General features: G+C 63.0%; 18 protein-coding genes. 12 read left to right on the top strand and 6 right to left on the bottom strand.

Annotated features, from left to right (window positions below):
* Positions 1 to 39: 39 nt before the first annotated feature.
* From HDE77_RS08880 to HDE77_RS08840, 9 genes are all read left to right on the top strand, one after another.
* Positions 40 to 1437: an amidase gene (locus HDE77_RS08880; protein ID WP_184416834.1), complete on the top strand. Its 1398-nt coding sequence runs from the start codon at positions 40 to 42 to the stop codon at positions 1435 to 1437.
* 88 nt (positions 1438 to 1525) lie between these two features.
* Positions 1526 to 2443 (top strand): sulfate adenylyltransferase subunit CysD, encoded by a 918-nt coding sequence (gene cysD, locus HDE77_RS08875; protein ID WP_184416832.1) that lies wholly within the window; start codon positions 1526 to 1528, stop codon positions 2441 to 2443.
* A 20-nt stretch (positions 2444 to 2463) separates the two neighbouring features.
* The gene (cysC, locus tag HDE77_RS08870) at positions 2464 to 4389 is read left to right on the top strand and encodes an adenylyl-sulfate kinase (RefSeq protein WP_184417032.1); all 1926 of its coding nucleotides are present in this window, start codon (positions 2464 to 2466) and stop codon (positions 4387 to 4389) included.
* Positions 4390 to 4492: 103 nt separating this feature from the next.
* Complete coding sequence (locus HDE77_RS08865; protein WP_184416830.1) at positions 4493 to 5125, top strand: alpha-ketoglutarate-dependent dioxygenase AlkB; 633 nt, start codon at positions 4493 to 4495, stop codon at positions 5123 to 5125.
* A 123-nt stretch (positions 5126 to 5248) separates the two neighbouring features.
* Entirely contained in the window at positions 5249 to 6349 is a 1101-nt protein-coding gene (gene gcvT, locus HDE77_RS08860; protein WP_184416828.1) for a glycine cleavage system aminomethyltransferase GcvT, read from the top strand.
* Between the two features lie 95 nt (positions 6350 to 6444).
* Positions 6445 to 6840: a glycine cleavage system protein GcvH gene (gene gcvH, locus HDE77_RS08855; RefSeq protein ID WP_184416826.1), complete on the top strand. Its 396-nt coding sequence runs from the start codon at positions 6445 to 6447 to the stop codon at positions 6838 to 6840.
* Between the two features lie 347 nt (positions 6841 to 7187).
* Complete coding sequence (locus tag HDE77_RS08850; RefSeq protein WP_184416824.1) at positions 7188 to 7460, top strand: hypothetical protein; 273 nt, start codon at positions 7188 to 7190, stop codon at positions 7458 to 7460.
* Between the two features lie 354 nt (positions 7461 to 7814).
* Positions 7815 to 8345 (top strand): met regulon transcriptional regulator MetJ, encoded by a 531-nt coding sequence (metJ, locus tag HDE77_RS08845; protein ID WP_184416822.1) that lies wholly within the window; start codon positions 7815 to 7817, stop codon positions 8343 to 8345.
* Between the two features lie 355 nt (positions 8346 to 8700).
* Positions 8701 to 9726 carry an energy transducer TonB gene (locus HDE77_RS08840; protein WP_184416820.1) on the top strand — a complete coding sequence of 342 codons (1026 nt, stop codon included), beginning with the start codon at positions 8701 to 8703 and terminating at the stop codon, positions 9724 to 9726.
* A 148-nt stretch (positions 9727 to 9874) separates the two neighbouring features.
* Here the strand turns inward: HDE77_RS08840 and HDE77_RS08835 are convergent, their stop codons facing one another.
* Together HDE77_RS08835 and HDE77_RS08830 are read right to left on the bottom strand one after the other, a co-directional pair.
* Positions 9875 to 11173: a serine hydrolase domain-containing protein gene (locus HDE77_RS08835; RefSeq protein ID WP_184416818.1), complete on the bottom strand. Its 1299-nt coding sequence runs from the start codon at positions 11171 to 11173 to the stop codon at positions 9875 to 9877.
* A 140-nt stretch (positions 11174 to 11313) separates the two neighbouring features.
* Positions 11314 to 12903 carry a choline dehydrogenase gene (locus HDE77_RS08830; protein ID WP_184416816.1) on the bottom strand — a complete coding sequence of 530 codons (1590 nt, stop codon included), beginning with the start codon at positions 12901 to 12903 and terminating at the stop codon, positions 11314 to 11316.
* A 131-nt stretch (positions 12904 to 13034) separates the two neighbouring features.
* Between HDE77_RS08830 and HDE77_RS08825 the strand changes: the two genes are divergently transcribed.
* Positions 13035 to 14288, top strand: coding sequence for an MFS transporter (locus HDE77_RS08825; RefSeq protein ID WP_184417030.1), 1254 nt, complete (start codon positions 13035 to 13037; stop codon positions 14286 to 14288).
* Between the two features lie 132 nt (positions 14289 to 14420).
* On the opposite strand, the gene HDE77_RS08820 is transcribed toward HDE77_RS08825, so the two are convergent.
* Positions 14421 to 14849, bottom strand: a complete 429-nt coding sequence (locus tag HDE77_RS08820) for a CBS domain-containing protein (protein WP_184416814.1) — start codon at positions 14847 to 14849, stop codon at positions 14421 to 14423.
* Between the two features lie 169 nt (positions 14850 to 15018).
* On the bottom strand, positions 15019 to 15759 hold the full coding sequence (gene mtgA / locus HDE77_RS08815) for a monofunctional biosynthetic peptidoglycan transglycosylase (protein ID WP_184416812.1): 741 nt from the start codon (positions 15757 to 15759) through the stop codon (positions 15019 to 15021).
* Positions 15760 to 15927: 168 nt separating this feature from the next.
* Here mtgA and HDE77_RS08810 point away from each other — a divergent pair, with 168 nt between their 5' ends.
* The gene (locus tag HDE77_RS08810; RefSeq protein ID WP_184416810.1) at positions 15928 to 16830 is read left to right on the top strand and encodes an Hsp33 family molecular chaperone HslO; all 903 of its coding nucleotides are present in this window, start codon (positions 15928 to 15930) and stop codon (positions 16828 to 16830) included.
* Between the two features lie 49 nt (positions 16831 to 16879).
* On the opposite strand, the gene HDE77_RS08805 is transcribed toward HDE77_RS08810, so the two are convergent.
* A complete protein-coding gene (locus HDE77_RS08805) occupies positions 16880 to 19801 on the bottom strand; it encodes an EAL domain-containing protein (RefSeq protein ID WP_184416808.1) in 2922 nt (973 codons plus the stop codon).
* 269 nt (positions 19802 to 20070) lie between these two features.
* Here HDE77_RS08805 and HDE77_RS08800 point away from each other — a divergent pair, with 269 nt between their 5' ends.
* Positions 20071 to 20988: a hypothetical protein gene (locus tag HDE77_RS08800; RefSeq protein ID WP_184416806.1), complete on the top strand. Its 918-nt coding sequence runs from the start codon at positions 20071 to 20073 to the stop codon at positions 20986 to 20988.
* 129 nt (positions 20989 to 21117) lie between these two features.
* Here HDE77_RS08800 and HDE77_RS08795 read toward each other — a convergent pair whose 3' ends face one another.
* On the bottom strand, positions 21118 to 22020 hold the full coding sequence (locus HDE77_RS08795; protein ID WP_184417029.1) for a DUF4097 family beta strand repeat-containing protein: 903 nt from the start codon (positions 22018 to 22020) through the stop codon (positions 21118 to 21120).
* Between the last annotated feature and the right edge of the window lie 7 nt (positions 22021 to 22027).

Raw genomic sequence — 22027 nt, 5'->3', positions numbered from 1 at the left:
CCCCAGCGGATAGTCGGGACCTAAATTGAAGGAAGGCCCATGAACCAGATGCCGCCGATCACTGATCTTGACCTGCGTCGAGCCTCGTTGTGCCAATTGCTGCACTGGTTGGCGGTGGGCCGGGTTCAGCCGCAGGCGCTGGCTGACGCTTACCAGGCGGCGATCGAACGGATCAATCCACAGCTCAATGCCTACGTCGACCTGCGCACGGCCCTGCTGCAGGATCAGGCCCATATGGCGGACCGGCGCCGTCGCGACGGTGTGATCGGACGGCTTGACGGCATTCCGCTGGCACTGAAGGACAACTTCGACATGGCTGGCTGGCCGACCCGCGCCGGCCTGCCGGGACGCGAACGACCCGTGTTGGGCGATGCGCATGTGGTGGCACGGCTGCGTGCGTCCGGCGCGGTGCTGGTCGGCAAGACCAATATGGATGAAGGCGCGCTGGGCACGGTGACCGACAATCCGCATTCTGGCGCCACCCACAATCCCCATCGGCATGGCTATACCGCTGGCGGCTCGTCGGGCGGCGCGGCAGCGGCGGTCGCGGCGGGGTTGGCGGTGGCGGCGGTGGGTTCGGACAGCCTGGGTTCGATCCGCATCCCGGCCAGCTATTGCGGTGTCTACGCACTGAAGCCGACGCACGGCGAGATCTCCGCGCGCGGCCTGGTCCCCGCGGCGCGGCGGCTCGATGCGGTGGGGCTGCTCGCGCGCAGCGCAGACGATCTCACCGTACTGCTGCAGGTGCTGGCCGGTTACGACGCCGACGATGCGCGCTCGCGCCGGCGCCGCGTCGCGTTTGCGTTGCCGGACTGGGAGCCGGGCAACCTGCGCACCGGGCTGTTGCCCGACCTGGCGGCCATCGGGGTGCAGCCGGAAGTCATCGACGTGTTCGAGGCAGCGCTGGCGAAATTGCCGCATGCGCTGGGCGATCGACGCACGGTCGATTTCGCCGACTGGAATTTCAGTCGTACCCGTCGTGCCGGCCTGCTGTTGATGGAGGCGGAGATGCTCAGCACCTTTGCCGAGGACCTGGCGAACACCCAGCACCCGGTGTCCAGCCACTTCCGCAACATGCTCGACTTTGCGGCCAACAAGAGTGCGGCCGATTATGCCGTGGCCGATCGCGTACTCGATGCGGCTACCTTGAAGATGCGCCGGCTGTTCGCCCAGGTCGATGTGCTGGTGTTGCCCACGACTCCGCAGGGGGCGTTCCCGCTGGACGGTCCGGCACCCGCTTCGCAAGCCGACCTGACCAGCTTCGCCAGCCTGGCCGGCTGCCCGGCGGTCAGTCTGCCGATGGGTACGTTGCCGAACGGCCTGCCGATCGGTCTGCAGCTCGTCGGTGCGCGCGGCTCGGATCTGCGTCTGCTGGAACTGGCATCGGTCTGCGCGGCGACACTGGATGTCGAGCCGACATATCCGGTCATCGCCTGATTATTACGTAAGATATCCAATCAGGTGCGACGCCGATCGGCGCAATGGCTCTTGGTTGCGACAAACAACATGAAGAATCTCCCACCCCATGACCACACTTTCTTTGCCGCCGCACTCCCATCTCGATGACCTCGAGGCCGAAAGCATTTACATCTTTCGCGAAGTGCTGGCCAGTTTTCAGCATCCGGTGATGTTGTATTCCATCGGCAAGGATTCCTCGGTCCTGCTGCATCTTCTGCGCAAGGCGTTCTATCCGGCGCGGTCGCCGATACCGCTGCTGCATGTCGATACCACGTGGAAATTTCGCGAAATGATCGAGTTTCGCGAACAGGTGGCGGCGACCGGTGATGTGGAAGTTCTGGTGCATATCAACGAAGACGGTGTGCGACAGGGAATTTCGCCGTTGACCCATGGGGCCACCGTGCATACCGACGTCATGAAGACCGTCGCGCTCAAGCAGGCGCTGGACAAGTACGGTTTCGATGCGGCCATTGGCGGGGCCCGGCGCGACGAGGAAAAGTCGCGCGCCAAGGAGCGCATCTTTTCGTTCCGCAATGCGCAGCACCGTTGGGACCCGAAGAATCAGCGTCCGGAGTTCTGGCACACGTACAACACGCGTATCCGCAAGGGTGAAAGCGTGCGGGTTTTTCCGCTGTCGAACTGGACCGAAATGGACGTGTGGCTTTACATTCAGCGCGAAAACATTCCGGTGGTGCCTTTGTATTTCGCCAAGCCGCGCCCGGTGGTTGAGCGCGATGGCGCACTGATCATGGTTGATGACGATCGCTTCACCTTGCGCGATGGTGAAACCGTGCAATTGCGTGAAGTGCGCTTCCGCACTCTGGGCTGTTACCCGCTCACGGGCGCGGTGGAGTCCTCGGCCGACTCGCTGGCCAGGATCATCGAGGAAATGGCCGGATCGAGCAGTTCGGAACGGCAAGGTCGGGTGATCGACCAGGATCCCTCGGCGTCGATGGAGCGCAAGAAACAGGAAGGCTATTTCTGATGACGACGGCCCCGAAAACGATGACTCCGACTGAGCCGGCTACTGAAACGCCCGGCGCGTTGCCCGCGAAGGGGCTGCTGCGCTTCATTACCTGCGGCAGCGTGGATGATGGCAAGAGCACCTTGCTCGGACGCCTGCTGTATGACGTCGGGATGGTGCCTGACGACCAGCTGGCTGCCCTGGCTCGTGACAGTCGCCGGCAGCATGACGACGCTGGCGATGCGCTCGATTTCGCCCTGCTGACCGATGGTCTGGATGCTGAGCGCGAGCAGGGCATTACCATCGACGTGGCGTATCGCTACTTTCATACCTTGCGGCGCAGTTTTATTGTCGCCGACTGCCCGGGGCATGAGCAGTACACCCGCAACATGGCGACCGGTGCATCCAACGCCGAGTTGGCCGTGGTGCTGGTCGATGCGCGCAAGGGTCTGCTGCCACAGACTCGCCGGCATACCTATATCTGTGGACTGCTGGGTATCCGACAAGTGGTGCTGGCCGTCAACAAGATGGATCTGGTCGGTTATGACCCGGCCGTCTATGCGGCAATTGCCGAAGAGTACCGCGCGCTCGCGAAAGACCTGGGCATAGCGCACGTGGAGTGCCTGCCGGTGGTCGCTCCCACCGGCGACAACGTCGGCGCACGTTCGTCGCGCATGAGCTGGTACGAGGGCCCCTCCCTGCTTGAGCTGCTGGAGTCGGCCGATGTATCGGTTGCCCGCCCTGCCGATTTCCGCATGCCGGTGCAGTGGGTGAATCGTCCGGATCAGTCATTCCGCGGGTATGCCGGCACCATCTGTGGCGGTCGCGTGGCTTGCGGTGACGAGATCGTCGTGCAGCCTGGGGCACAGCGTGCCCGCGTCGAACGCATCGTGACCGCCAATGGCGATTTGCAGAACGCTGCGGACGGTCAGGCCGTGACGCTGTGCCTGGATCGCGAGATCGACGCGAGTCGTGGCGACGTGATTGCCGACGCCTTGCGTCCGGCGCCGGTCGCTGACCAGTTCAATGCCCATCTGGTGTGGATGGGCGACACCGTGCTGCTGCCCAACCGCACCTACTGGCTCAAGATCGGCACCCGCACGGTGAATGCCCGGGTGATGTCGATCAAGTACAAGGTGGACGTCAACAGCCAGGCGAGACTCGCCGCGCGACACCTCGAGCTCAACGAAGTCGGCTATTGCACGATCGGCCTGGACGATGCGATTGCCTTCGAGGCCTACGCGACCAACCGCACGCTGGGCGGATTCATCCTGATCGACCGCCAGAACAATGCCACCGTAGCCTGCGGCATGCTGGACTATGCGCTGGGGCGCTCTTCCAACGTGAACTGGCAGCATGTCGATATCGACAAGACAGTGCGCGCTACCAGCAAGGGACAGCATCCGCTGTGCCTCTGGTTTACCGGTCTGTCGGGCGCGGGCAAGTCGACGATTGCGAATCTGGTTGAGCGCCGGCTGCACGCGCTGGGTTATCACACCTACCTGCTGGATGGCGACAACGTACGCCATGGCATCAACAAGGATCTCGGCTTCACGCCCGAGGCCCGCGTCGAGAATATCCGCCGAATCGCCGAGGTGGCCCATCTGATGGTGGACGCCGGCCTGATTGTGCTGGTCAGCGTGATCTCGCCCTATCGCAGCGAGCGCCGGTCGGCACGCGAGCTGTTCGCGCAGGGCGAGTTCATGGAAGTGTTCGTGGATACGCCGCTGGAGGAGTGCGAAAGGCGCGATCCCAAGGGTCTTTACAAAAAGGCGCGCGCCGGAACGATCCGCAACTTCACCGGCATCGACGCCCCCTACGAGCGCCCCGAATCGCCCGATGTACATCTGCTGGCGGGAGGACAGCACGCCGAGCAGCTGGCCGAGCAGCTGACCAGGCAGTTGCTTCCGGTGATTGCTGCTCCGCACGGCGAGGCGGAGCTGGATGACGGCGCCATCGACGCGTGAACGACGCGGCCCACCCGTCTTCGCTATTCAAGTGCGAATAGCGTGACGGGTCGAACGCCGTCGGCGTTTCGAGACTACCGGCATAGCTGATGACGGATGCACCATGACCTTCGTGCTGACGCCCGACTGGCAACGTATCTGCCTCCCCGGCGCCGATGTGGTGTTGCAGCCACGGTGGCTGGCAACGGAAGAGGCGGATGCGTTGCTTGGCGCGCTGCTGGCAACGATTCCGTGGGAAACCCACCACATCCGCCTGTTCGGTCGCGACGTCGCCTCGCCGCGGCTTAGCTGCTGGATCGGCGATCCCGGCACCGGCTATACCTATTCGAAAACCGACTTCGAGCCGCGACTATGGCCGGCGGCTCTGACGGCGTTGCGCAGCCGCGTCGAGACCGCTTGCGAGGCACGTTTCAACAGCGTGCTGGCAAATCTCTATCGCGACGGTAACGACTCGATGGGCTGGCACAGCGATGACGAGCCGGAGCTGGGCGATCAGCCGCTGATTGCGTCGCTGAGCCTGGGCGCCGAACGCGGTTTTCGTCTGCGTCGCAAGCTGCCGCGCGGAGTGCCAGCGGCGCCGGATGACACTATTCGTCTGCCGTTGCCGCATGGCAGCCTGTTGCGCATGGCTGGCCAGACCCAGCGGCTATACCGGCACGACTTGCCAAAAACTCGCGCCGTGGCCGGCGCACGACTCAATCTCACCTTTCGTTGGGTGAATCGGCGCGATAGCTGATGCCGCTGACCATCCGGTGGCGCGTCGTCGCCTGGATTGCGTCGTCGCCCGGATTGCATCAGCGCTTGGAATGCCCTGGGCCGGCAGCGATAATGGAGAACTCCCCTGCAAGGCCTCGCCGTGATGACCGAAAAGACCGTACTCAACGCCACCCATCGTGCCCTTGGCGCGCGCATGGTCGACTTTGGCGGCTGGGACATGCCGATCAGCTACGGTTCGCAGATCGAGGAGCATCACGCCGTGCGCCGGGACGCCGGCATGTTCGACGTGTCGCACATGACGGTGATCGACCTGCATGGCGCACGGACCCGCGAATTTCTGCGCCATCTGCTGGCCAACAGCATCGACAAGCTGAAGGTGCATGGCAAGGCGCTGTATTCGTGCATGTTGAACGAGCAGGGTGGGGTCATCGACGACCTGATCGTGTACTACCTCGGCGAGGAATTTTTCCGGCTGGTGGTCAACGCCAGCACCCGCGAGAAGGATCTGGCCTGGATCGAAAAGCAGGCCGTCGCGTTCGACGTGCAGGTGAAGGAGCGCCCCGAGTTCGCGATGATCGCCGTGCAGGGCCCGAATGCTCGCGCGAAAGTGCTTGATCTGTTGCACGAGGTCGATCGCTCGCGCATCGAGAAGCTTGGCAAGTTTTCTGCCGCCGCCGCGCAGGGGCCGCACGGTATGCCGCTGTTCGTCGCGCGCACCGGCTACACCGGCGAGGATGGTTTCGAGATCATCGTGCCGGCCGATCATGCCGTCGCACTATGGGCGGCGCTCGCCGATGCGGGCGTGGCACCGGCAGGACTGGGTGCGCGCGATACGCTGAGGCTGGAGGCCGGCATGAACCTGTACGGCCAGGACATGGAAGAGGACATCTCACCATGGGAGGCAAACCTGGGCTGGACCATCACGCTGGACGAGGGCCGTGCGTTCATGGGCCGCCCTGCGCTGGAAGCGCAGAAGGCTGCCGGCGTGAAGCGGGTCATGGTTGGCCTGGTACTGGACGACAAGGGCGTACTGCGCCATGGTCAGAAGGTGCTGACCGCGAACGGCGAGGGCGAGATCCTGTCCGGCAGTTTTGCGCCGACCCTGGAGAAGGCGGTCGCGTTTGCGCGCATCCCGGTGGGCGAGCCGGGTGCGGTCCGCGTCGACATCCGCGGCCGCGAAGTGCCGGTGCGGCTGGTGAAATATCCGTTTGTGCGCGACGGTAAACCTTGTGACGGTATCTGAAGCACTCACAGCCATGCATTGCACACCTGCCTCACGGCGGATGCGGCTAGAATTGCCGCTCCCCTATTGACTGAAACCAACGACTGGACCTGATCATGAGCGAGATTCCTGGCGATCTGAAATTCCTCAAATCCCACGAGTGGGCACGCGTCGAAGACGACGGTCTGGTCCGGGTGGGCATCTCCGACCACGCGCAAGGACAGCTCGGCGACCTGGTCTATGTGGAGCTGCCGGAAATCGGCTCCAGCGTGAAGGCGGGTACCGGGGCCGCTGTAGTGGAGTCGGTGAAAGCTGCCTCGGACATCTACGCGCCGGTTTCCGGCGAGGTGGTCGAGGTGAACGAGTCGCTCAACGACAAGCCGGAAACCATCAACGAAGACGCCTATGGTGAGGGCTGGATCTTCCTGGTGCGCCCCAGTGACCGCGCGGAGCTGGACGAATTGCTCGACGCGAATGCCTACGAAGAGCTGGTCGAAAGCGAAGACCACTGAGTCTTCCGGCACCCCTGAAACATCGACGGCCGCCTCTGCGGCCGTCGATGTTTCAGGGGTGCCCTGGGGAAGGCCGCGTCCGGCCAGGGCATCGCATCCGGTCTTCGCGCGCCGCGCCGGGACAGTGGGCTGCGACTACGCCGAGATCTGTCCGGCGAGATCGCGACCCGTTGGCGTGAAGGCCCAGTGATCCGGGCATCGCGCGACCCGAACAAAGCGGTCGCGCTGCCAGTCCGGAATGGCCGCCTGGATGTCTCCAGGATTCAGGCGCAAAAGCTTTTCTTGCTGGCCGCCGCGTCGGTGGCAATCCCTCCAATGGAGAGTTCGCAGGCTTGCATCGCGTCGCCATGGAAGACATCCGAAACACGCTTCCGTCACGTTATCGACAGACGTCCATGATGCGCACCGAGGCGCCCCTCGATCTTTCTTTTTCCATCGGGTCGACTGATATTCCAGAGCGCGCGCGTGAGTCAGTCGAAACACCTGCGAAGAAAAAAATCGCCGCCGGTTTTGTGCTCGGCGAGTCGTGTCCGGGTCATCGGGAATCTTCCGCTCCGCCACGTCGTCGGGGCGCCGGGGGACAAAATATCGAACTTTTCGCGCCCGCGCCGGAGGACTGATTAAAATTTTTTCAGTGGTGTTCTGTTCATCTCCACGGCGCCGCCAGGCCTCATTCAAGCCACCTCGTTTATGACGATTTTCAGAACGATGCATTTTCACTTCACGATCCGCCAAACATCGTGAAATCGTTGCCACGCAAGGGTTTTAAGCCATTTTATCGATTTTATCGAAAATAATGGTTGGACGTATGGACGTCTAAACAATGAAGGCCGTCAGTACCCGCAAAGTGTTGCCGAGGCAGGGTTTCAGAGGGCTTGTGGTCGGGTGGAGTAGTTTGATTTAATGGATAAAATCAATTGACAGCCGAATTCTTCAGGGATAGCTTTCGCATCAGATCACGGGGAATGTGCGTTATGGCTACCGCAAAATTCATCAAGCCTTATGTCGAGCACGGTGAAAAGGCCAATGCAGTACGCAAGATTACTGTCTCGATTCCGCTGCATGTTCTGCGGCGTCTTTCTGATTTGCGCACCCACCGTCAAGTGAACAATCTTCGGCACGCTACCAACAGCGACTTGTTGGTTGAAGCGTTCCTGCACGCTTTTACTGGGCAACCACTGCCAACTGATGAGGAGCTGAGACGAACTATGGCCACTGCCAAGAAATCCGCTGCAAAGAAACCGGCCGCCAAGAAGGCCGCCAAGAAATCCACCGTAAAGAAGGTTGCCGCCAAGAAGCCGGCCGCCAAGAAAGCCGTTAAGAAGGCTGCCGTGAAGAAAGTCGCGGCGAAAAAGGCTGCCAAGAAGCCGGCAGCCAAGAAGGCCGTCAAGAAGGCTGCCGTGAAGAAAGTCGCGAAAAAGGCTGCCAAGAAGCCGGCCGCCAAGAAAGCTGCACCGGCCAAGGTAATGAAGGCCACCAAGACCTCCAAAACCTCCAAGAAGTAATAAGCAACAAGCGGTACTCCAACAAGAAACGCAATCGACTTCTCTCCCCGCGGTGCCCAGCGCGGGGAGAGCACTTCGAAAGACTTGTCCCGGCCTGGCCGGGACGCTTCGTTTCAGGGGTCAGGATTTCTCCGGCCACCGCGCATACAGTCCCTTGACGAGCAGCCCTATGGCGAAACCTCGTCGCCGTCCGACCCATTGAGTCGCCCGTGCCCATGCCGTGGGAATCCCACGATTTGCTGTGCAGCGTCATTGCAGCTACCTTTTGTACATCCGCGCCGCAGCGAGTCCGGGGGACTCACTGCTCCTACAGGGGGAAAAAGCGCGGGTATCTGTCGACACTCAGTGAGAGACTATGGATACCCGATATCTACTTCATACGCGCCGTCATGCGCGCGGGGCCGTCAGGCCGGTAGCGATAGCCATTATCGCCGTCATCGTAATGCTTGCCGTTGGTGCGTGGTTCCTGATCATCAAGCCGCATCAGGAAATGGTCCTGGCCGACACCGGTGGGCATCCGTCCTCGCCAGTATCCGTGGAGTCGCGGGCGGCCCCGGCAGCGCCGGCGAACGTGGCGGCGATGGATATCAATCAGCTGCTGTCCGAGGCGCGCACGGCGATGAACGAGCAGCGCTACCTGGCGCCAGCCGGCAACAACGCGTTCGAGTTCTATCTGAGAGCGCTGGAGAAACAGCCAGGCAACCAGGTGGCTACCGACGCCTTGCGCGAGACCTTCCCGTTCGCTGCCACCTCGGCGGAGCAGGCGATCAATACGCGCGATTTCAATGAGGCGCAGCGCCAGATTGATCTGCTGGCCAAGGCCGACCCGACCAACTTCACGTTGACCATCCTGCGCTCCAAGCTGGATGCGCAGCGCAAGCTGCTCGACAAGCAACAGCAGCAGACGGTTGATCAGCAGAAGACCGAGCAGCTGGCGGCACAGAAGACCGCTGCGGACAAACTGCAGGCCGACAAGCTGGCCGAGCAGCAACGCGAATTGACCGAGCAGCAAAAGGCGAAGCAGGCGCCTGCGACACCGCCGCCAACCCAGCAAGCCGCGGCGGCAAACAAGCCGGCCGCGACCGAAGGTGCCAGTGCGGGCACTGGTGGCCAGAGCAGCGAGGCTGTGCTGGTGAAGGCTGTGTCGCCGAACTATCCCCGGCCAGCGTTGCAGGCGCAGCAGACCGGTTGGGTGGTGGTCGCGTTTACGATCGACGTCGACGGACGGCCCCGGGATGTGAAAGTCGTGGATTCACAGCCGCGGATTGTCTTCGATCACGCGGCGGTGGATGCGGTGAATCGCTATCGCTTCACGCCAGCGATGAAGGACGGCGTGGCGGTCTCCAGCACGCGTCAACAGAAGATCGAGTTCAATCTCTGACCGTATAGATTCAAGGCGACATCAAAGGAACGGCGCATGCTTGCATGCGCCGTTCCTTTTTGTGCGCATCGTGGATCTCGATGCCGCCGCGCTTTCAGTGGCCTGCGTTCTGGTGGATGCGTCAACTGGATCAGGGGGTGCTCCAGAGCTACTGACCGCGGTTCGAACTGCGACTGCGCTTCTTGACCTTTTTAGGCGCCGTATTGGCAGCTGCCGCACCTTCGATGCCAGCCCAGTCCACATGCGGCAAGCCAAGCAGTTCGTCAAACACCATCGGCATCAGCCCGCTGGGAACCGCGCCGCTTGAATTCCACAGGGTGACCACGCCAGCGTGGTACTTCGGGAAGAAGCCGATCATCGTGCGATATCCGGCCACCGCGCCGGCGTGATAGATCAGGGTTTCACCGCCGTATTCGTAGACGCGCCAGCCCAAGGCATAGTGCGCGGCCGTCAGACGCGCACTGCGCCATGGCGTTTCATGGAGCTCGATTGGAGTCGTGATCCCGGGGGTGTGCAGCACGTCCAGCAGCGATGTCGGCAGCACATCCTGGCGGCCGCCCATCTGTGCGATCAGCCATTTCTCCATGTCTCGCAGGCTGGCGTTAACCCCCGCCGCCGGCGCCACGCGATAGTAGGTTTCAGTCGGCTCGAACGGGATCCAGCTATGACCGGACTGCCGATGCGGCCGTGCCCAGCTCTGGCTCGACTCCAGCGCAGCGAGACCATAACTGGCGGTGTTCATGCCCAACGGATAGAAGATGCGCCGGCCGACCTGGCGGTAGAAAAAATCGCCGGTTCGCGCGAAGACCACGTCGCCGATCATTCCGAACGCGACATTCTGATAGCCGTAGCACTGGCCGACGCCACACACCATGTTGACCTCGTCCAGCTTGCGCACCAGCTCCTCGTAGGGGACGTCGCCCTCGAGCATGTTGTCGTAGGTGTTGCGCGGCAGACCCAGGCGCTGGCCAAGGATGTCGCTCACCGTGGCCTCGGCGCCGGCCTGTACATCCTTGAGCTTGAAGTATGGCAACACATCGACCAGCTTGGTGTCCCATTCCAGCTTGCCATCCTGCACCAGCAAGCCGGTGAGAGCCGTGGCAAAGGCCTTGGACAGGGAGGCCAACCGAAACACCGTGTCTGGCGTGACGGGCTGCTGCGTGGCGGCATCGGCGTAACCGAGGGTATGCTCGTAGACCACCTTGTCGTTGATCACCACGGCCGTAACCAGGCCAGCGACGGCTTGACGCTCAGCGAGTCGATCCAACCAGCGCTGGTAGTCGGCAAGGGTACTGGCGACGCGTTCTGGTGGCAGGGCCTGCGTCGCGGTCGCAGCAGTAGGGTTGGTCGGGGCTTGCCGGGAAGTGCTGGAAGCATCCGCGAAGACTGGCGGGCAGGCCAGCCCGAGCGCGCCTGCGATCAGTAGAAAAGACTTTCGAAACGGCATGTGATTCTGGCTTGATTCCGGCGTGGAGCGCGCCTCAGGGTGGAGCAGTCGATGGATCGGATCATGACGCTGCGTGGAGTCCATCTGATTGTCTTGTACTTGCTGGCGATCCACAACGGACCGGTCACGTCACGCCAGGGTCAAGCCACGCCGAGGATCAAGGCGCTTGCGCGCTCCGCCAGCATGATCGTCGGTGCATTGGTGTTCCCGGTAGGCAGGCTCGGCATCACCGAGGCGTCGACCACGCGCAGTCCCTGCACGCCACGCACGCGCAGTTCGCTGTCGACCACCGCGCGGTCGTCCTTGCCCATGCGGCAGCTGCCGACCGGGTGGTAGATGGTTTCCGCCTTGCGCCGGATGAACTCGGCGTATTCGGCATCCGTGCTGAGTGAGCGATCGGGGAACACCTGGTCGCCGCGATACGCATCGAACGCAGGTTGGGCGAGGATGTCGCGCGACAAGCGTGCCGCTTCGATCATCCGCTGCAGATCCTGCCCGGCGGGATCGCTCAGGTACCCGGCGTGAATCGCGATCGGCTGCGCTGGATCGGCCGAGCGCAGGCGCAGGCGACCGCGGCTGCGCGGATGCAGGTAGCACGCATGCAGCGTGTATCCGTTGCCGGGCAGACGATGGCGGCCGTGATCATCAAGCAACGCCGGCACAAAATGGAACTGCAGATCGCAGCGCGCATCGTCAGCCAGCCTGCTGCGCACGAAGCCGCCGGCTTCGGCGATGTTGGAGCTGCCGGGCCCGTCGCGATGACGCAGCCAGCGCAGGCCGGTCGTCAGTTCATTGAGATGATCGTAGGTGACGTCCTGCCTGCTGCCGATCAAAGTGCAGATATCCAGGTGATCCTGCAACTCGCCGCCGACATCGGGCAGGTCGGCGACCACGCCAATATCATGCGCGAGCAGATGATCGGCCGGGCCAAGTCCGGACAGCATCAGCAGCTGCGGCGTATTGATCGCGCCGGCGGCCAGGATCACTTCACCCGCCTCGACCCGCTCCACGTCATGACGCCCACGACGCAGTTGCACGCCCACCGCATGGCCGTGTTCAAGCAGCACGCGTTCGACCAGCGCATGCGTACGCACGTGCAGATTTTCACGACCTCGAACAGGTTTCAGAAAGGCCGCTGCCGATGAGCAGCGCGCGCCATTGCGCTGGGTGACCTGATACAGCCCGAAGCCGGACTGCCGGGCGCCGTTGAAATCGTCATTGCGGTCATAGCCGGCACTGACGCCCGCGTCGACCAGGGCCGCCGACAGCACGTTGTGGTGACGCAGATCGGAGACGCCGAGCGGGCCGCCTGCGCCGTGCAGCGCACTCGCACCGCGGCTGTTGTCCTCGCTGCGCAGGAACCACGGCAGCACTTGTTCCCATGACCAACGTGGATCGCCGCTGACTTGTGCCCAACTGTCGTAGTCGGCCGGCACGCCGCGCACGTAGCACATCGCGTTGATCGAGCTGGAACCGCCTAGCGTCTTGCCGCGCGGCCACCACAAGCGGCGCTGGTTGAGTGCAGGCTCCGGTTCGGTGCGGTAGTTCCAGTTGAGTCGTGGGTTGGTCGCGAGCCGCGCGAGGCCGGCCGGCATGTGGATCAACGGATTCCAGTCGGACGCCCCGGCCTCCAGCAGCAGTACGCGCTTGCCTGGATCCGCGCTGAGCCGGTTGGCCAACACGCAACCGGCCGAGCCGGCGCCAACGATCACATAGTCATAGCTGTTCAAAGGAATTCCCTTGGAGCCTGCTCTCAGCTTCGCTGGATGGACGCAGGCGCATGCTAGTCTTGCCGCGCCCCACGCTGGATGTGCCCGTGAGTTTGCCTCGTGATGCTGTAGTGGAACAAGGCGCTGCGCCGATGCTGTCCGCGCTGGCGTTTTTTTTCGTGATGACCTCGTACTACATCATCCGGCCGGTGCGCGATCAGCTGAGCGGCGCCGTCGGATCGCAGTCGCTGCCACTGTTCTACGGTGCGGTATTCGCCGTGATGCTGTTGCTGACACCGGTGTTTGGCATGCTGGTCGCGCGCTTTCCGCGCAAGCCCCTGCTTGGCTGGAGCTACAGTTTCTTCATTCTGTGCCTGCTCGCGTTTGTGCCGGCCTTCATGGCGCAGGATCGCATCGGCGCGCGCCAGCTTGGCGTGGTGTTCTTTGTCTGGGTCAGCGTGTTCAACCTGTTCGTGGTGTCGTTGTTCTGGAGTTTCATGGCGGACATCTTCAGCAGCGGCCAGGCGAGAAGGGTGTTTTCGATGATCGCGCTGGGCGGCATGGGCGGCGCGATCTTCGGCCCGCTGGTGACCGGCTTGCTGGTGCAGGTGATTGGCGTGGCGCCGCTGCTGGTGGTGTCGGCGGTGGCGTTGGGGCTCGCGCTGATGTTGTTGCTGCGGATTTCCGCGCAGCACGATCGACAGCCGGGCAGTCACGGTGGCGAAGTGATCGGTGGTTCGTTGTGGGCCGGAATCAGAGAACTTTGGTCGCGCCCGTTCCTGCGTTATATGGCCTTGCTGATGGTGTTCGGCGACGGCATCGGCACGCTGGCCTATGCGTTGATGGCGGACTACGCCAAGGCGCATCTGGTCGGCAATGTGGCGCGCACCGCGTTCTACAACGATCTGGATCTGGCGACCAATCTACTTGGTGCCGCGTTGCAGCTGACACTGACACCCTGGCTGCTGATCCGCCGCGGCGCCGGCTGGGGTCTTATCGTGCCTTCGCTGGTCAATATCGCGTTGCTGCTGGGTGTTGTGCTGCTCGGTGGAGGCAATGTCCTGTTGGTCGGCTACAGCGTGCCGATGCTGGCCATAACGCTGGTGATCACACGCGGTTTTGCCTACGGCATGACCAAGCCGGCGGTGGATGCGCTGTACACCAGGGTGCCGCGCGAGACGCGCTACAAGGGCAAGAATTTTGTCGAGACGGCGGTATGGCGTTTTGGCGATCTACTGGTGACCAGTGGCGTGAACGGATTGCATATGCTGGGCCTTGGCGTCGGCGGCCTGGCCCTGCTTGGCAGCGGTGTCGCTGCGTTGGCTACAGCGGTGGCACGACGTGCCGGCTGGTCGCCCGACCTGGCACCCGACGAGCACGCTCAAGCTGCCGTCAATGATGCGTAGGGACGTCTGAAGTGGCGGGCGTAGGTGGGGCTGAGCGCAGCGAAGCCCAACGTGTCCGTGAAGGCTTGAGGCACCGTTGGGCTTCGCTGTGCTCAGCCCAACCTACGTGGTCCGCCGAATCCGTTCCCGACTTCAGCTCGTGATGTAGCGCTGCAGGTGTTCGATCTGTTCGGCCTGCGCGTCGATCACCGCCTTGACCAGATCGCCGATCGAGATCACCCCGACCACCGTATCGCCTTGCACTACCGGCAGGTGCCGTACGCGGCTTTCGGTACACAGGCGCATGCAGTCGAACACATCGGTGTCGGGGCCGACAGTGAGCGGTTCGCTGCGCATGATGTCGGACACGGCGGTCTGCGCCGAGGAGCGGCCCTGCAGGATCACCTTGCGCGCGTAATCGCGCTCTGAAACCACACCTACCAACTTTTCGCCGCGCATCACCAGCAGCGCGCCGATGCGATGCTCGGCCATGTGCTTGATCGCCTCGAGTACGGGCGCATCCGGTGCAATGGCGAAGATCTGGCTGCCCTTGCTTTCCAGCAGATGTTTGACCTGGCTCATGCTTGGGTCTCCCCGGCCCTGATGCGGACCGGCTGGCAACGAGTTTAGCGCCGCTGCATGTCAGGGGTGTAGTGAAGTTGTGAAGCTGCTGCTGGCCGTCATGTGGGCTCAGTGCGGCCTGTCCCGTAGCCCTTGTACTGTGGTGAACGGCGTGCTCGCTTGCCGCGGTTCAACGGGGCAAGCGAGGCGGCGCGTGGCCTTCGATGTAGGACGGCCCACCCAACTGTTCCATCTGCTGCTGGATCCAGCCGGCGCGGCGCAGCACATAAGCGCTGGGTCGATCTGCGTGCAGGCGGCGCGGGCTCGGCAGCACGGCAGCCAGTCGCGCGGCCTGCGCCGGGCTGAGCCGGGCCGGCGGAGTATGGAAATACGCGTCGCAGGCTGCGCCTACGCCATAGATGCCGTCGCCCATTTCGGCAATGTTCACGTACATCTCCAGGATGCGCTGCTTGGGCCATGTCAGCTCGATCAACACGGTGAAATACGCTTCCAGCCCTTTGCGCACCAAGCTGCGGCCGTTCCACAGGAACAGGTTCTTCGCCGTCTGCTGGCTGATCGTGCTGGCACCGCGCAGGCGCTTGCCTTCGTCGGCGGCATCCATCGCGTTCTGGATCGAGTCAAAATCGAAGCCGTGATGGTACGGAAACTTCTGGTCTTCGCCGGCGACCATCGCCAGCGGCACGTACGGCGATATCTGTCCCCAAGGCACCCAGTGCTGGCGTAGATGGAAATCCTGCTCACCACGCAGCCAGGCGCCGGTCTGACGCTCCAGCATCACCGCCGAGGTCCATGGCGGCACGAAGCGCAAAAGCAGCACCAGCAGCCAGCTCACGACCAGCCAGGCCAGCACGAGAATTGCCAGTGAGCGCAGCAGACGAATCAACAGGGGGCGGCGGAACAGGCTGGGCATGGCAGTTCGCGAAGGAAGGTCGGCGCAGTATAGAAGTCTGCCGGGGCGGGATGATCGCGGCGCACTGCAGCTCTTCGCTACGGCTACTCTCGCCGGGAGGTGCTGCTGGGCGTTGTCCCGGCTCGATGGCGCCCCCATCTGGGGCAATAACCTAAAGAGAGCGCATCCGTGGAAACCTTGTCTGTCGAAGAAGATGTGCTGCACCGATTCCTGCTTGAAGGCGCCGGCGTGCGTGGCGTGATGGTGCGGCTGGGAGCGGCCTGGCGCGAAGTGGCCGGTCGCGCCGACTATCCGTCGGCGTTGCATGCGGTGCTCGGTGAGGCGCTGGCAGCCAGCGCGCTGCTGACCGGCAACATCAAGCTGGACGGCGCGTTGTCGATCGAGCTGAAGAGCAACGGCGCGCTGCGCATGCTGTTTGCCGAGTGCACCGATCAGGGGCGCCTGCGTGGTCTGGCGCGCTGGAACGACCCGTTGTCCGAGCCGCTGGAGCTGCACGCGCTGCCCGGCGCGATCATGGCGATCACCATCGGCAACGTGGAGCGCGGTCAACGCTATCAAGGGTTGGTCGACCTGCAGCATGCTGGTCTGGCCGCCGCGCTGGAAAATTACTTCATCCAGTCCGAGCAACTGCCGGCGCGCATCGTGCTGGCCGTCAACGCTGACCACGCGGTCGGCTTGATGCTGCAGAAGATGCCGACAGAGGGTGGTCGTGACGCAGCACAGGATGAGGATGCCTGGGGCCGCGTGGTTGCCCTGACCGACACGCTTGGCGCCGACGAATTGCTGGCCACCCCACCGGAACAGCTGCTCTTTCGGCTTTACCACGAGGAAACAGTGCGCATGTTCGAGCCGCGCCCGCTGGCGTTCGGCTGCAGCTGCAGTCGTGAGCGGGTGGCGACGATGCTGCGTTCACTGGGTCGCGATGAAGTCGAGGCCGCTTTGGCGGCGCGTGGCGACGAGATCGAGGTGATTTGCGAATTCTGCGCGCAGCGCTACTACTTCGATCGCATCGATGCGGAGCATCTGCTCAGTGAGAGCCCAGCACCCGTGGCGCCGGATACTCCGCAATAAACGAAGCCTGCGGGTCGAAACCGGGTGACACGCCGGCGTTGACGCTGGATCAGGCGGCGGGGACGCCGCTCACCAGCAACACCGGAGTGTCCCTGCGTAGCCAGAATTCGGCCGGTTGCGGCGAGGCAAACAGGAAGCCCTGACCATAGCGGCAGCCGACCCGAAGCAGCGCCTGCCGTTGCGAATCTTCCTCGATGCCTTCGGCAATCACTTTCATCTGCAGTGAATCGGCCAACACCTGGATCGCCCGCACCAGCGCGAGCCCCTGGGTTTCTTCATCGCCATGCGGCAACTCGGTGATGAAGGAGCGATCGATCTTCAACGTCTCGAACGGGTATTGGTGCAGGTAACTGAGCGAGGAGTAACCGGTACCGAAGTCGTCGAGCGCGATGCCGACTCCGTGGTTGCGCAGGTTCTGCAGCATCTGCTTGACCTGGTTCGGATTTTCCAGCAGCGCCCGTTCGGTCACCTCGATCCGTATGCAGCGAGTCGGCACGGCATATTGATCGAACAGTGCGAGTAGTCGCTGGTCGAGGTCGGCCGAACGGAAGTGCCGGCCGGAGACGTTGATGCTGATAAAACCGTCGTCGCCGATCAGTCGCACGGCCTGGGTGCAGACCTGTTCGAAGATCTGCCAGTCGATCGCCTCGGCGCAGCCACATTCCTCGGCGATCAGCAGGAAGTCGTTCGGTGACAGCAAACCGCGCTCCGGATGATGCCAGCGCAGCAATGCCTCGTAGCCGCAGACGCGACCATCGGCGAGTTCGACGATCGGCTGGTAGAACGGTACGAATTCGTTGCGGCTCAGTGCATGCCGCAGGTCGCTCTCCATATCCAGCAGCGACAGTGCTTCGCGGCGCAGGCGGGCGTCGAACATGGCCGCGCGATGGCGTCCACCGTCCTTGGCGTTGTACATGGCCGCGTCAGCATCGCGTAGCAATTCTTCCGGCTGCCGATAGTGCGGGCTGGACAGGGCGATGCCGATCGAGGCGGACGTGAATATCTCTTTGGTGCCGAGCCGGAACGGTGTCTGCAACTCGCAGATGATCCGTTCGGCAATCAGCATGGCCTTGCCGTTTTCGGTGATGCCTTCCAGCAACACCGCGAATTCGTCGCCGCCCAGGCGCGCAACCACATCCCGTGTTTTCAGGCAGGCTCGGATGCGGCCCCCGACCTGAAACAGCAGGTCGTCGCCCACCAAATGGCCGACCGAATCGTTGATCACCTTGAAGCGATCGAGATCGATGAACAACACCGCGAACTGCTCGTTCGGGTTCGTGGCGTAGCGCAGCATGGCCTGTTCCAGGCGCTGCAGCAGCAGGGTGCGGTTCGGTAGCCCGGTCAGCGAGTCGTGCAGTGTTTCGTATTTCAGCCGGCGCTCGACCCGTTCGCGCTCGGCGATCTGCTCGCGCAGGTCGCGGTTGGCCAGTGCCAACGCACGCGTGCGCTCGGTCACCCGACGCTCCAGGCCGGCATACGCCTGCTTCAGCGATGAAGCGGCCTGCTTGCGCTGCAACGCATTGGCAATGTGGTAGCTGACGAAGGTGAGCAGCTCCTGGTCGCGCTCGTTGTAGGTGTGTTCGGGCGTATAACTTTGCAGCGCCAGCACACCCATGGACTTGCCGCCCCACATCAGCGGCACGCCCAGCCAGCACAATGCGAGCGCGCCGGAGTGGCTGATTTCGCCAAGGGCACTCAGTCGATCGATCTCACGGGGGTCGGCCAGCATCGGCTTGCCATGACGCAGCACGTACTCGGTAAGACCGCGACCATGGGCGCGCGGTGGACGCACGCTATCGACCTCGTCCACCGAATAAGGGAAGGTCAGTAACCCGTTGTCCTCATCGACCAGCGCGATGTAGAAGTTGCGCGCGTACAGCAAACCGCTGATGACCCGATGCACGGCGGCGTAGAATTTTTCCAGGCTTTCCGAGGTATTGGCGAGTTCGGCAATCCGGAACAGTGCCGCCTGCAGTCGTTCACCACGCTGGCGCTGCAGAACCTGCTGACGCAGGACGCGATTCGCCTCGCGCAACGCGGCCGTGCGGTCAGTCACGCGGCGACCGAGCTCGATGTGTGCTTCGCGTCGCTCCAGCGCGGTCTGTACGTGCTGGGCCACATAGTTCAGCAGATCGAGATCATGCCGCGAGTAATGGGTGTCGGGGCGATAACTCTGCACCACGATGCCGCCCACCACATGGCCACCGCGTATCAACGGCACGCCGAGCCAGTGTTCGCAACTGGGGCCCACCAGTACGAAGCGATCGCCGAACTGCTGTCGCAGCTCTTCGATCGAGCCCATGATCGGCCGGCCTTCCTGCAGCAGGTTCCAGGTCAGGCTGTGCAGCATGTCGTGCAGCGGCAGATTCTCGTCGGGTATCGGCGGGTCGGTATCGGCGGTATCGACGTAATAGGGAAAACGGACGGTGTCAGTGGACGGGTCGTGCAACACGATGTAGAAGTTTTCCGCGTACATCAGGCTGCTTACAATGGCATGCAGCGAACGCATCATCTCGGGCATGTCGTGCTGGGCGCCAGCCTGCTCGGCAATCGCATACAGCGCGCGCTGTAGCCGCTCGGCCAGAGCGAGGCGGGAAATGGCCTCGTAAAGTCGGCTGGTTTCGGCCAATTGACGCAGGCGGGCGTTGGCCAGGCGCCCCAGCCAGGCGAGCTGGGCCCGCAAGCCGTCGGGCAGCGGCAGATCGGCCCCTTCGAGCGTCAGCGTCCGCGGATCTTGCGGATCTTCCGCCAGATCAAGCTGAGCCAACGCCAGATTGTCGGGCTGCTCGTCCGTGGATCGCCACCGAAGGCGGCCCGGGATGCCGAAGTTGCCCAGCATGAGCTCACAGATTTCCCTCACGCTGGCGGCGTCGGGAGCTCTGAACAATTGCTCCACTGCGCCATGCAGAGCCGCAAGATCCCGCGCCACCAGTAGCGGTAGAGACGAACGGATCGTAGGTGTGACGCTCATCGGCTGCAGTCAGTTCCAGGCCGGTCAGGTGAAACCGACGTCGTGTGCCTTTATATCGTGTAAGTTGGCCCCGTCGCCAGCTTTGCGATGGCCAGCGTTTGATGGACGGGAACCTGCCAGCAGCTCGTCCGGTCTCAGTGGCACAGATCATGCGTTTGTGGGGCATGACGTGAGGCATAATACGCCCACGCGGGGTGTTAGCAAAACGTAAAAATGGGGTATACTTGCAGCCCAGACCCGTCCTTAATAGAGTGTCAACGAGCAAGTTTATGCGCCGCCTGCCTGTCCTGTTGCTGATGTGCCTGCTGCCGCTTGCCGCGGCCGGGCAGTCTGCGAGCGGTGACAGCGCTACGGCCGAGCATCTGCTCGCGCAGCCGCCGGCTCAAATCACCCAGGTTCAACCCGGCGTCGTGGTGCCGCTGTGGCGCGGGGCAGATGGTCATCTGCTGGCGCTCAAAGCTGATAGCAGCAGCGGAGCCGATACCCTGCGCAGCAATGTGCCGCTGTCGTTTCACGTGGTTGACGCAAACACGGTCATGACCACCGGACTGCAATACGGCTTGACGCCGAATCTGCAGCTCAATACCGAGGTCAGCCAGCACTCGTGGGCCAATAATCAGGCGTCGCAGGTGCTCGATAGCGAAGTGGGCGCCACCTATGGCACAGCGCGTTACAGCCTCGGCCTGAGTGTCGGCACCATTACGACTCCCGACAACAACACGCCGTTGCCGCGGGTTCTGCCGGGGGCTGCGCCAGGCGTTGATGGCCTGCCAAGTTTCGATAGCAGCGCACAGCTCAACGCGCGTGGTCGGCTCGCACTTGGCAGCGCCAGTGGGATCGACCTGGGCGCCAGCGTGGGCCACATTTATCTGCTGCCGGGCAACCTGCTCGGCGTCAGCACCCTGGATCAGAAAGCGCTGAGTTTTGGCGTCGATCACGGTCCGCTGAGTGGCACCCTGGTCGGTCGTACCATGGAGCCGAGCAGCTATGTGCCAGGCGGCATGATCGGTCCCGACCGGCACTGGAACAGCATCGACCTGGGCGTAACCTGGCGATTGCCGTGGCGCGGCTCGCTGAGCGTTGGCGCGCAGAACCTGTGGTCATCCGGCACCCCGGCGAACACTCCCGCCGGTCCCGAGCCTGATCAATCGCGCACGCCGTACGTGCAATACCACCAGGATCTCTGATCCTTATAGCTCTTGTGGGAGCGACTTCAGTCGCCATGCTTTCCTGCAAGACACCAAAAGCATCGCGACTGAAGTCGCTCCCACAAGGGCAAGAGCGTGCGCTCCCATAGCCTTGGGTGACGACGATCGTCAGTCCTGCTTGCGAATGCGCAGGTCGCCACTGAAGGTCTCGACGTTGATGGTTCCACCACCACTGCCGAGGTGGGTGCTTAGCGTGCTGCCGGGACCGTGCTCAGGCTTTTCCGCGGTGCCGAAGTCACTGCGCAGATCGCCGCTGAAACTGCTGGCATGCAGGGAGCCGGAAGTATCCGCCGGCAATTGCAGCTGCACATTGCCGCTGAGGCTGTCGATACTCAGGTTGCCGTTGGCGGCCAGCTTGCCCGCCAGCTGCACGTCGCCGGACACCGTGCTGAGCGTCAGTTTCTGCCATGGGCCACCCTCGGCTTGGATATGGCCGGAAATGGTCTGCAGCTTGACCTGGCTGCCGAGAGTGGGCGCGAGGATATCGCCGCTTACAGTCTGCAGATTCGCCTGTTCGGCGTGACCCGCCAATTCGATGCCGCCACTGACGCTTTCCACTTTCAGTGAGGGTGTGCGCGCATTGATGCGGGACCTGCCGCTGACGGTATTGACGACGATGCTGCCACCATCGATACCGTCGATGACCAGCGGTGCGCTGACCACGCTGATATCCAGCGAAGCGCCCTTGGGGACGTGCAATTCCAGCGTGCTCGACCCCATGCCATTGTCGCTGCCCCAGTTGAAGACGCTGGAGCTGCCCTGCGGTTCGACCTTGATCGCCAGGTCGGCATTGGTGCCGGTGATCGCCAACGGCTTGGCGCCATCGCCGAGCCGGCCGCTCACCTGCACCTGGTTGCGATCCCAGGCGATCACGCTCACCGTGCCTTTGACGTTGCTGATGCTGACATGGACGGCAGCCGTAGCGTCATGGCTCAAATTGATCGGTGTGTCGGCCAGCGCCTGGCCGACACACAGACACAGCAGCAGGGGGGCGAAGCGGGCGGCGCTGATGGGCATT

This window comes from Rhodanobacter sp. MP7CTX1 (genome assembly GCF_014205795.1).
Taxonomy (GTDB): Bacteria; Pseudomonadota; Gammaproteobacteria; order Xanthomonadales; family Rhodanobacteraceae; genus Rhodanobacter.
Note: the sequence above shows the minus strand (reverse complement) of the source record. Positions and strands in the feature narration are given on the sequence as shown.

Bases quoted from the DNA above. Each gene is read 5' to 3' on its own strand.
- HDE77_RS08850 (WP_184416824.1), top strand. From the start codon at position 7,188: ATGGAAGACATCCGAAACACGCTTCCGTCACGTTATCGACAGACGTCC.
- gcvH (WP_184416826.1), top strand. From the start codon at position 6,445: ATGAGCGAGATTCCTGGCGATCTGAAATTCCTCAAATCCCACGAGTGG.
- HDE77_RS08835 (WP_184416818.1), bottom strand. From the start codon at position 11,173: ATGCCGTTTCGAAAGTCTTTTCTACTGATCGCAGGCGCGCTCGGGCTG.
- HDE77_RS08820 (WP_184416814.1), bottom strand. From the start codon at position 14,849: ATGAGCCAGGTCAAACATCTGCTGGAAAGCAAGGGCAGCCAGATCTTC.
- cysD (WP_184416832.1), top strand. From the start codon at position 1,526: ATGACCACACTTTCTTTGCCGCCGCACTCCCATCTCGATGACCTCGAG.
- HDE77_RS08825 (WP_184417030.1), top strand. From the start codon at position 13,035: ATGCTGTCCGCGCTGGCGTTTTTTTTCGTGATGACCTCGTACTACATC.
- HDE77_RS08800 (WP_184416806.1), top strand. From the start codon at position 20,071: ATGCGCCGCCTGCCTGTCCTGTTGCTGATGTGCCTGCTGCCGCTTGCC.
- gcvT (WP_184416828.1), top strand. From the start codon at position 5,249: ATGACCGAAAAGACCGTACTCAACGCCACCCATCGTGCCCTTGGCGCG.
- HDE77_RS08805 (WP_184416808.1), bottom strand. From the start codon at position 19,801: ATGAGCGTCACACCTACGATCCGTTCGTCTCTACCGCTACTGGTGGCG.
- HDE77_RS08865 (WP_184416830.1), top strand. From the start codon at position 4,493: ATGACCTTCGTGCTGACGCCCGACTGGCAACGTATCTGCCTCCCCGGC.
- HDE77_RS08880 (WP_184416834.1), top strand. From the start codon at position 40: ATGAACCAGATGCCGCCGATCACTGATCTTGACCTGCGTCGAGCCTCG.
- cysC (WP_184417032.1), top strand. From the start codon at position 2,464: ATGACTCCGACTGAGCCGGCTACTGAAACGCCCGGCGCGTTGCCCGCG.
- mtgA (WP_184416812.1), bottom strand. From the start codon at position 15,759: ATGCCCAGCCTGTTCCGCCGCCCCCTGTTGATTCGTCTGCTGCGCTCA.
- HDE77_RS08840 (WP_184416820.1), top strand. From the start codon at position 8,701: ATGGATACCCGATATCTACTTCATACGCGCCGTCATGCGCGCGGGGCC.
- metJ (WP_184416822.1), top strand. From the start codon at position 7,815: ATGGCTACCGCAAAATTCATCAAGCCTTATGTCGAGCACGGTGAAAAG.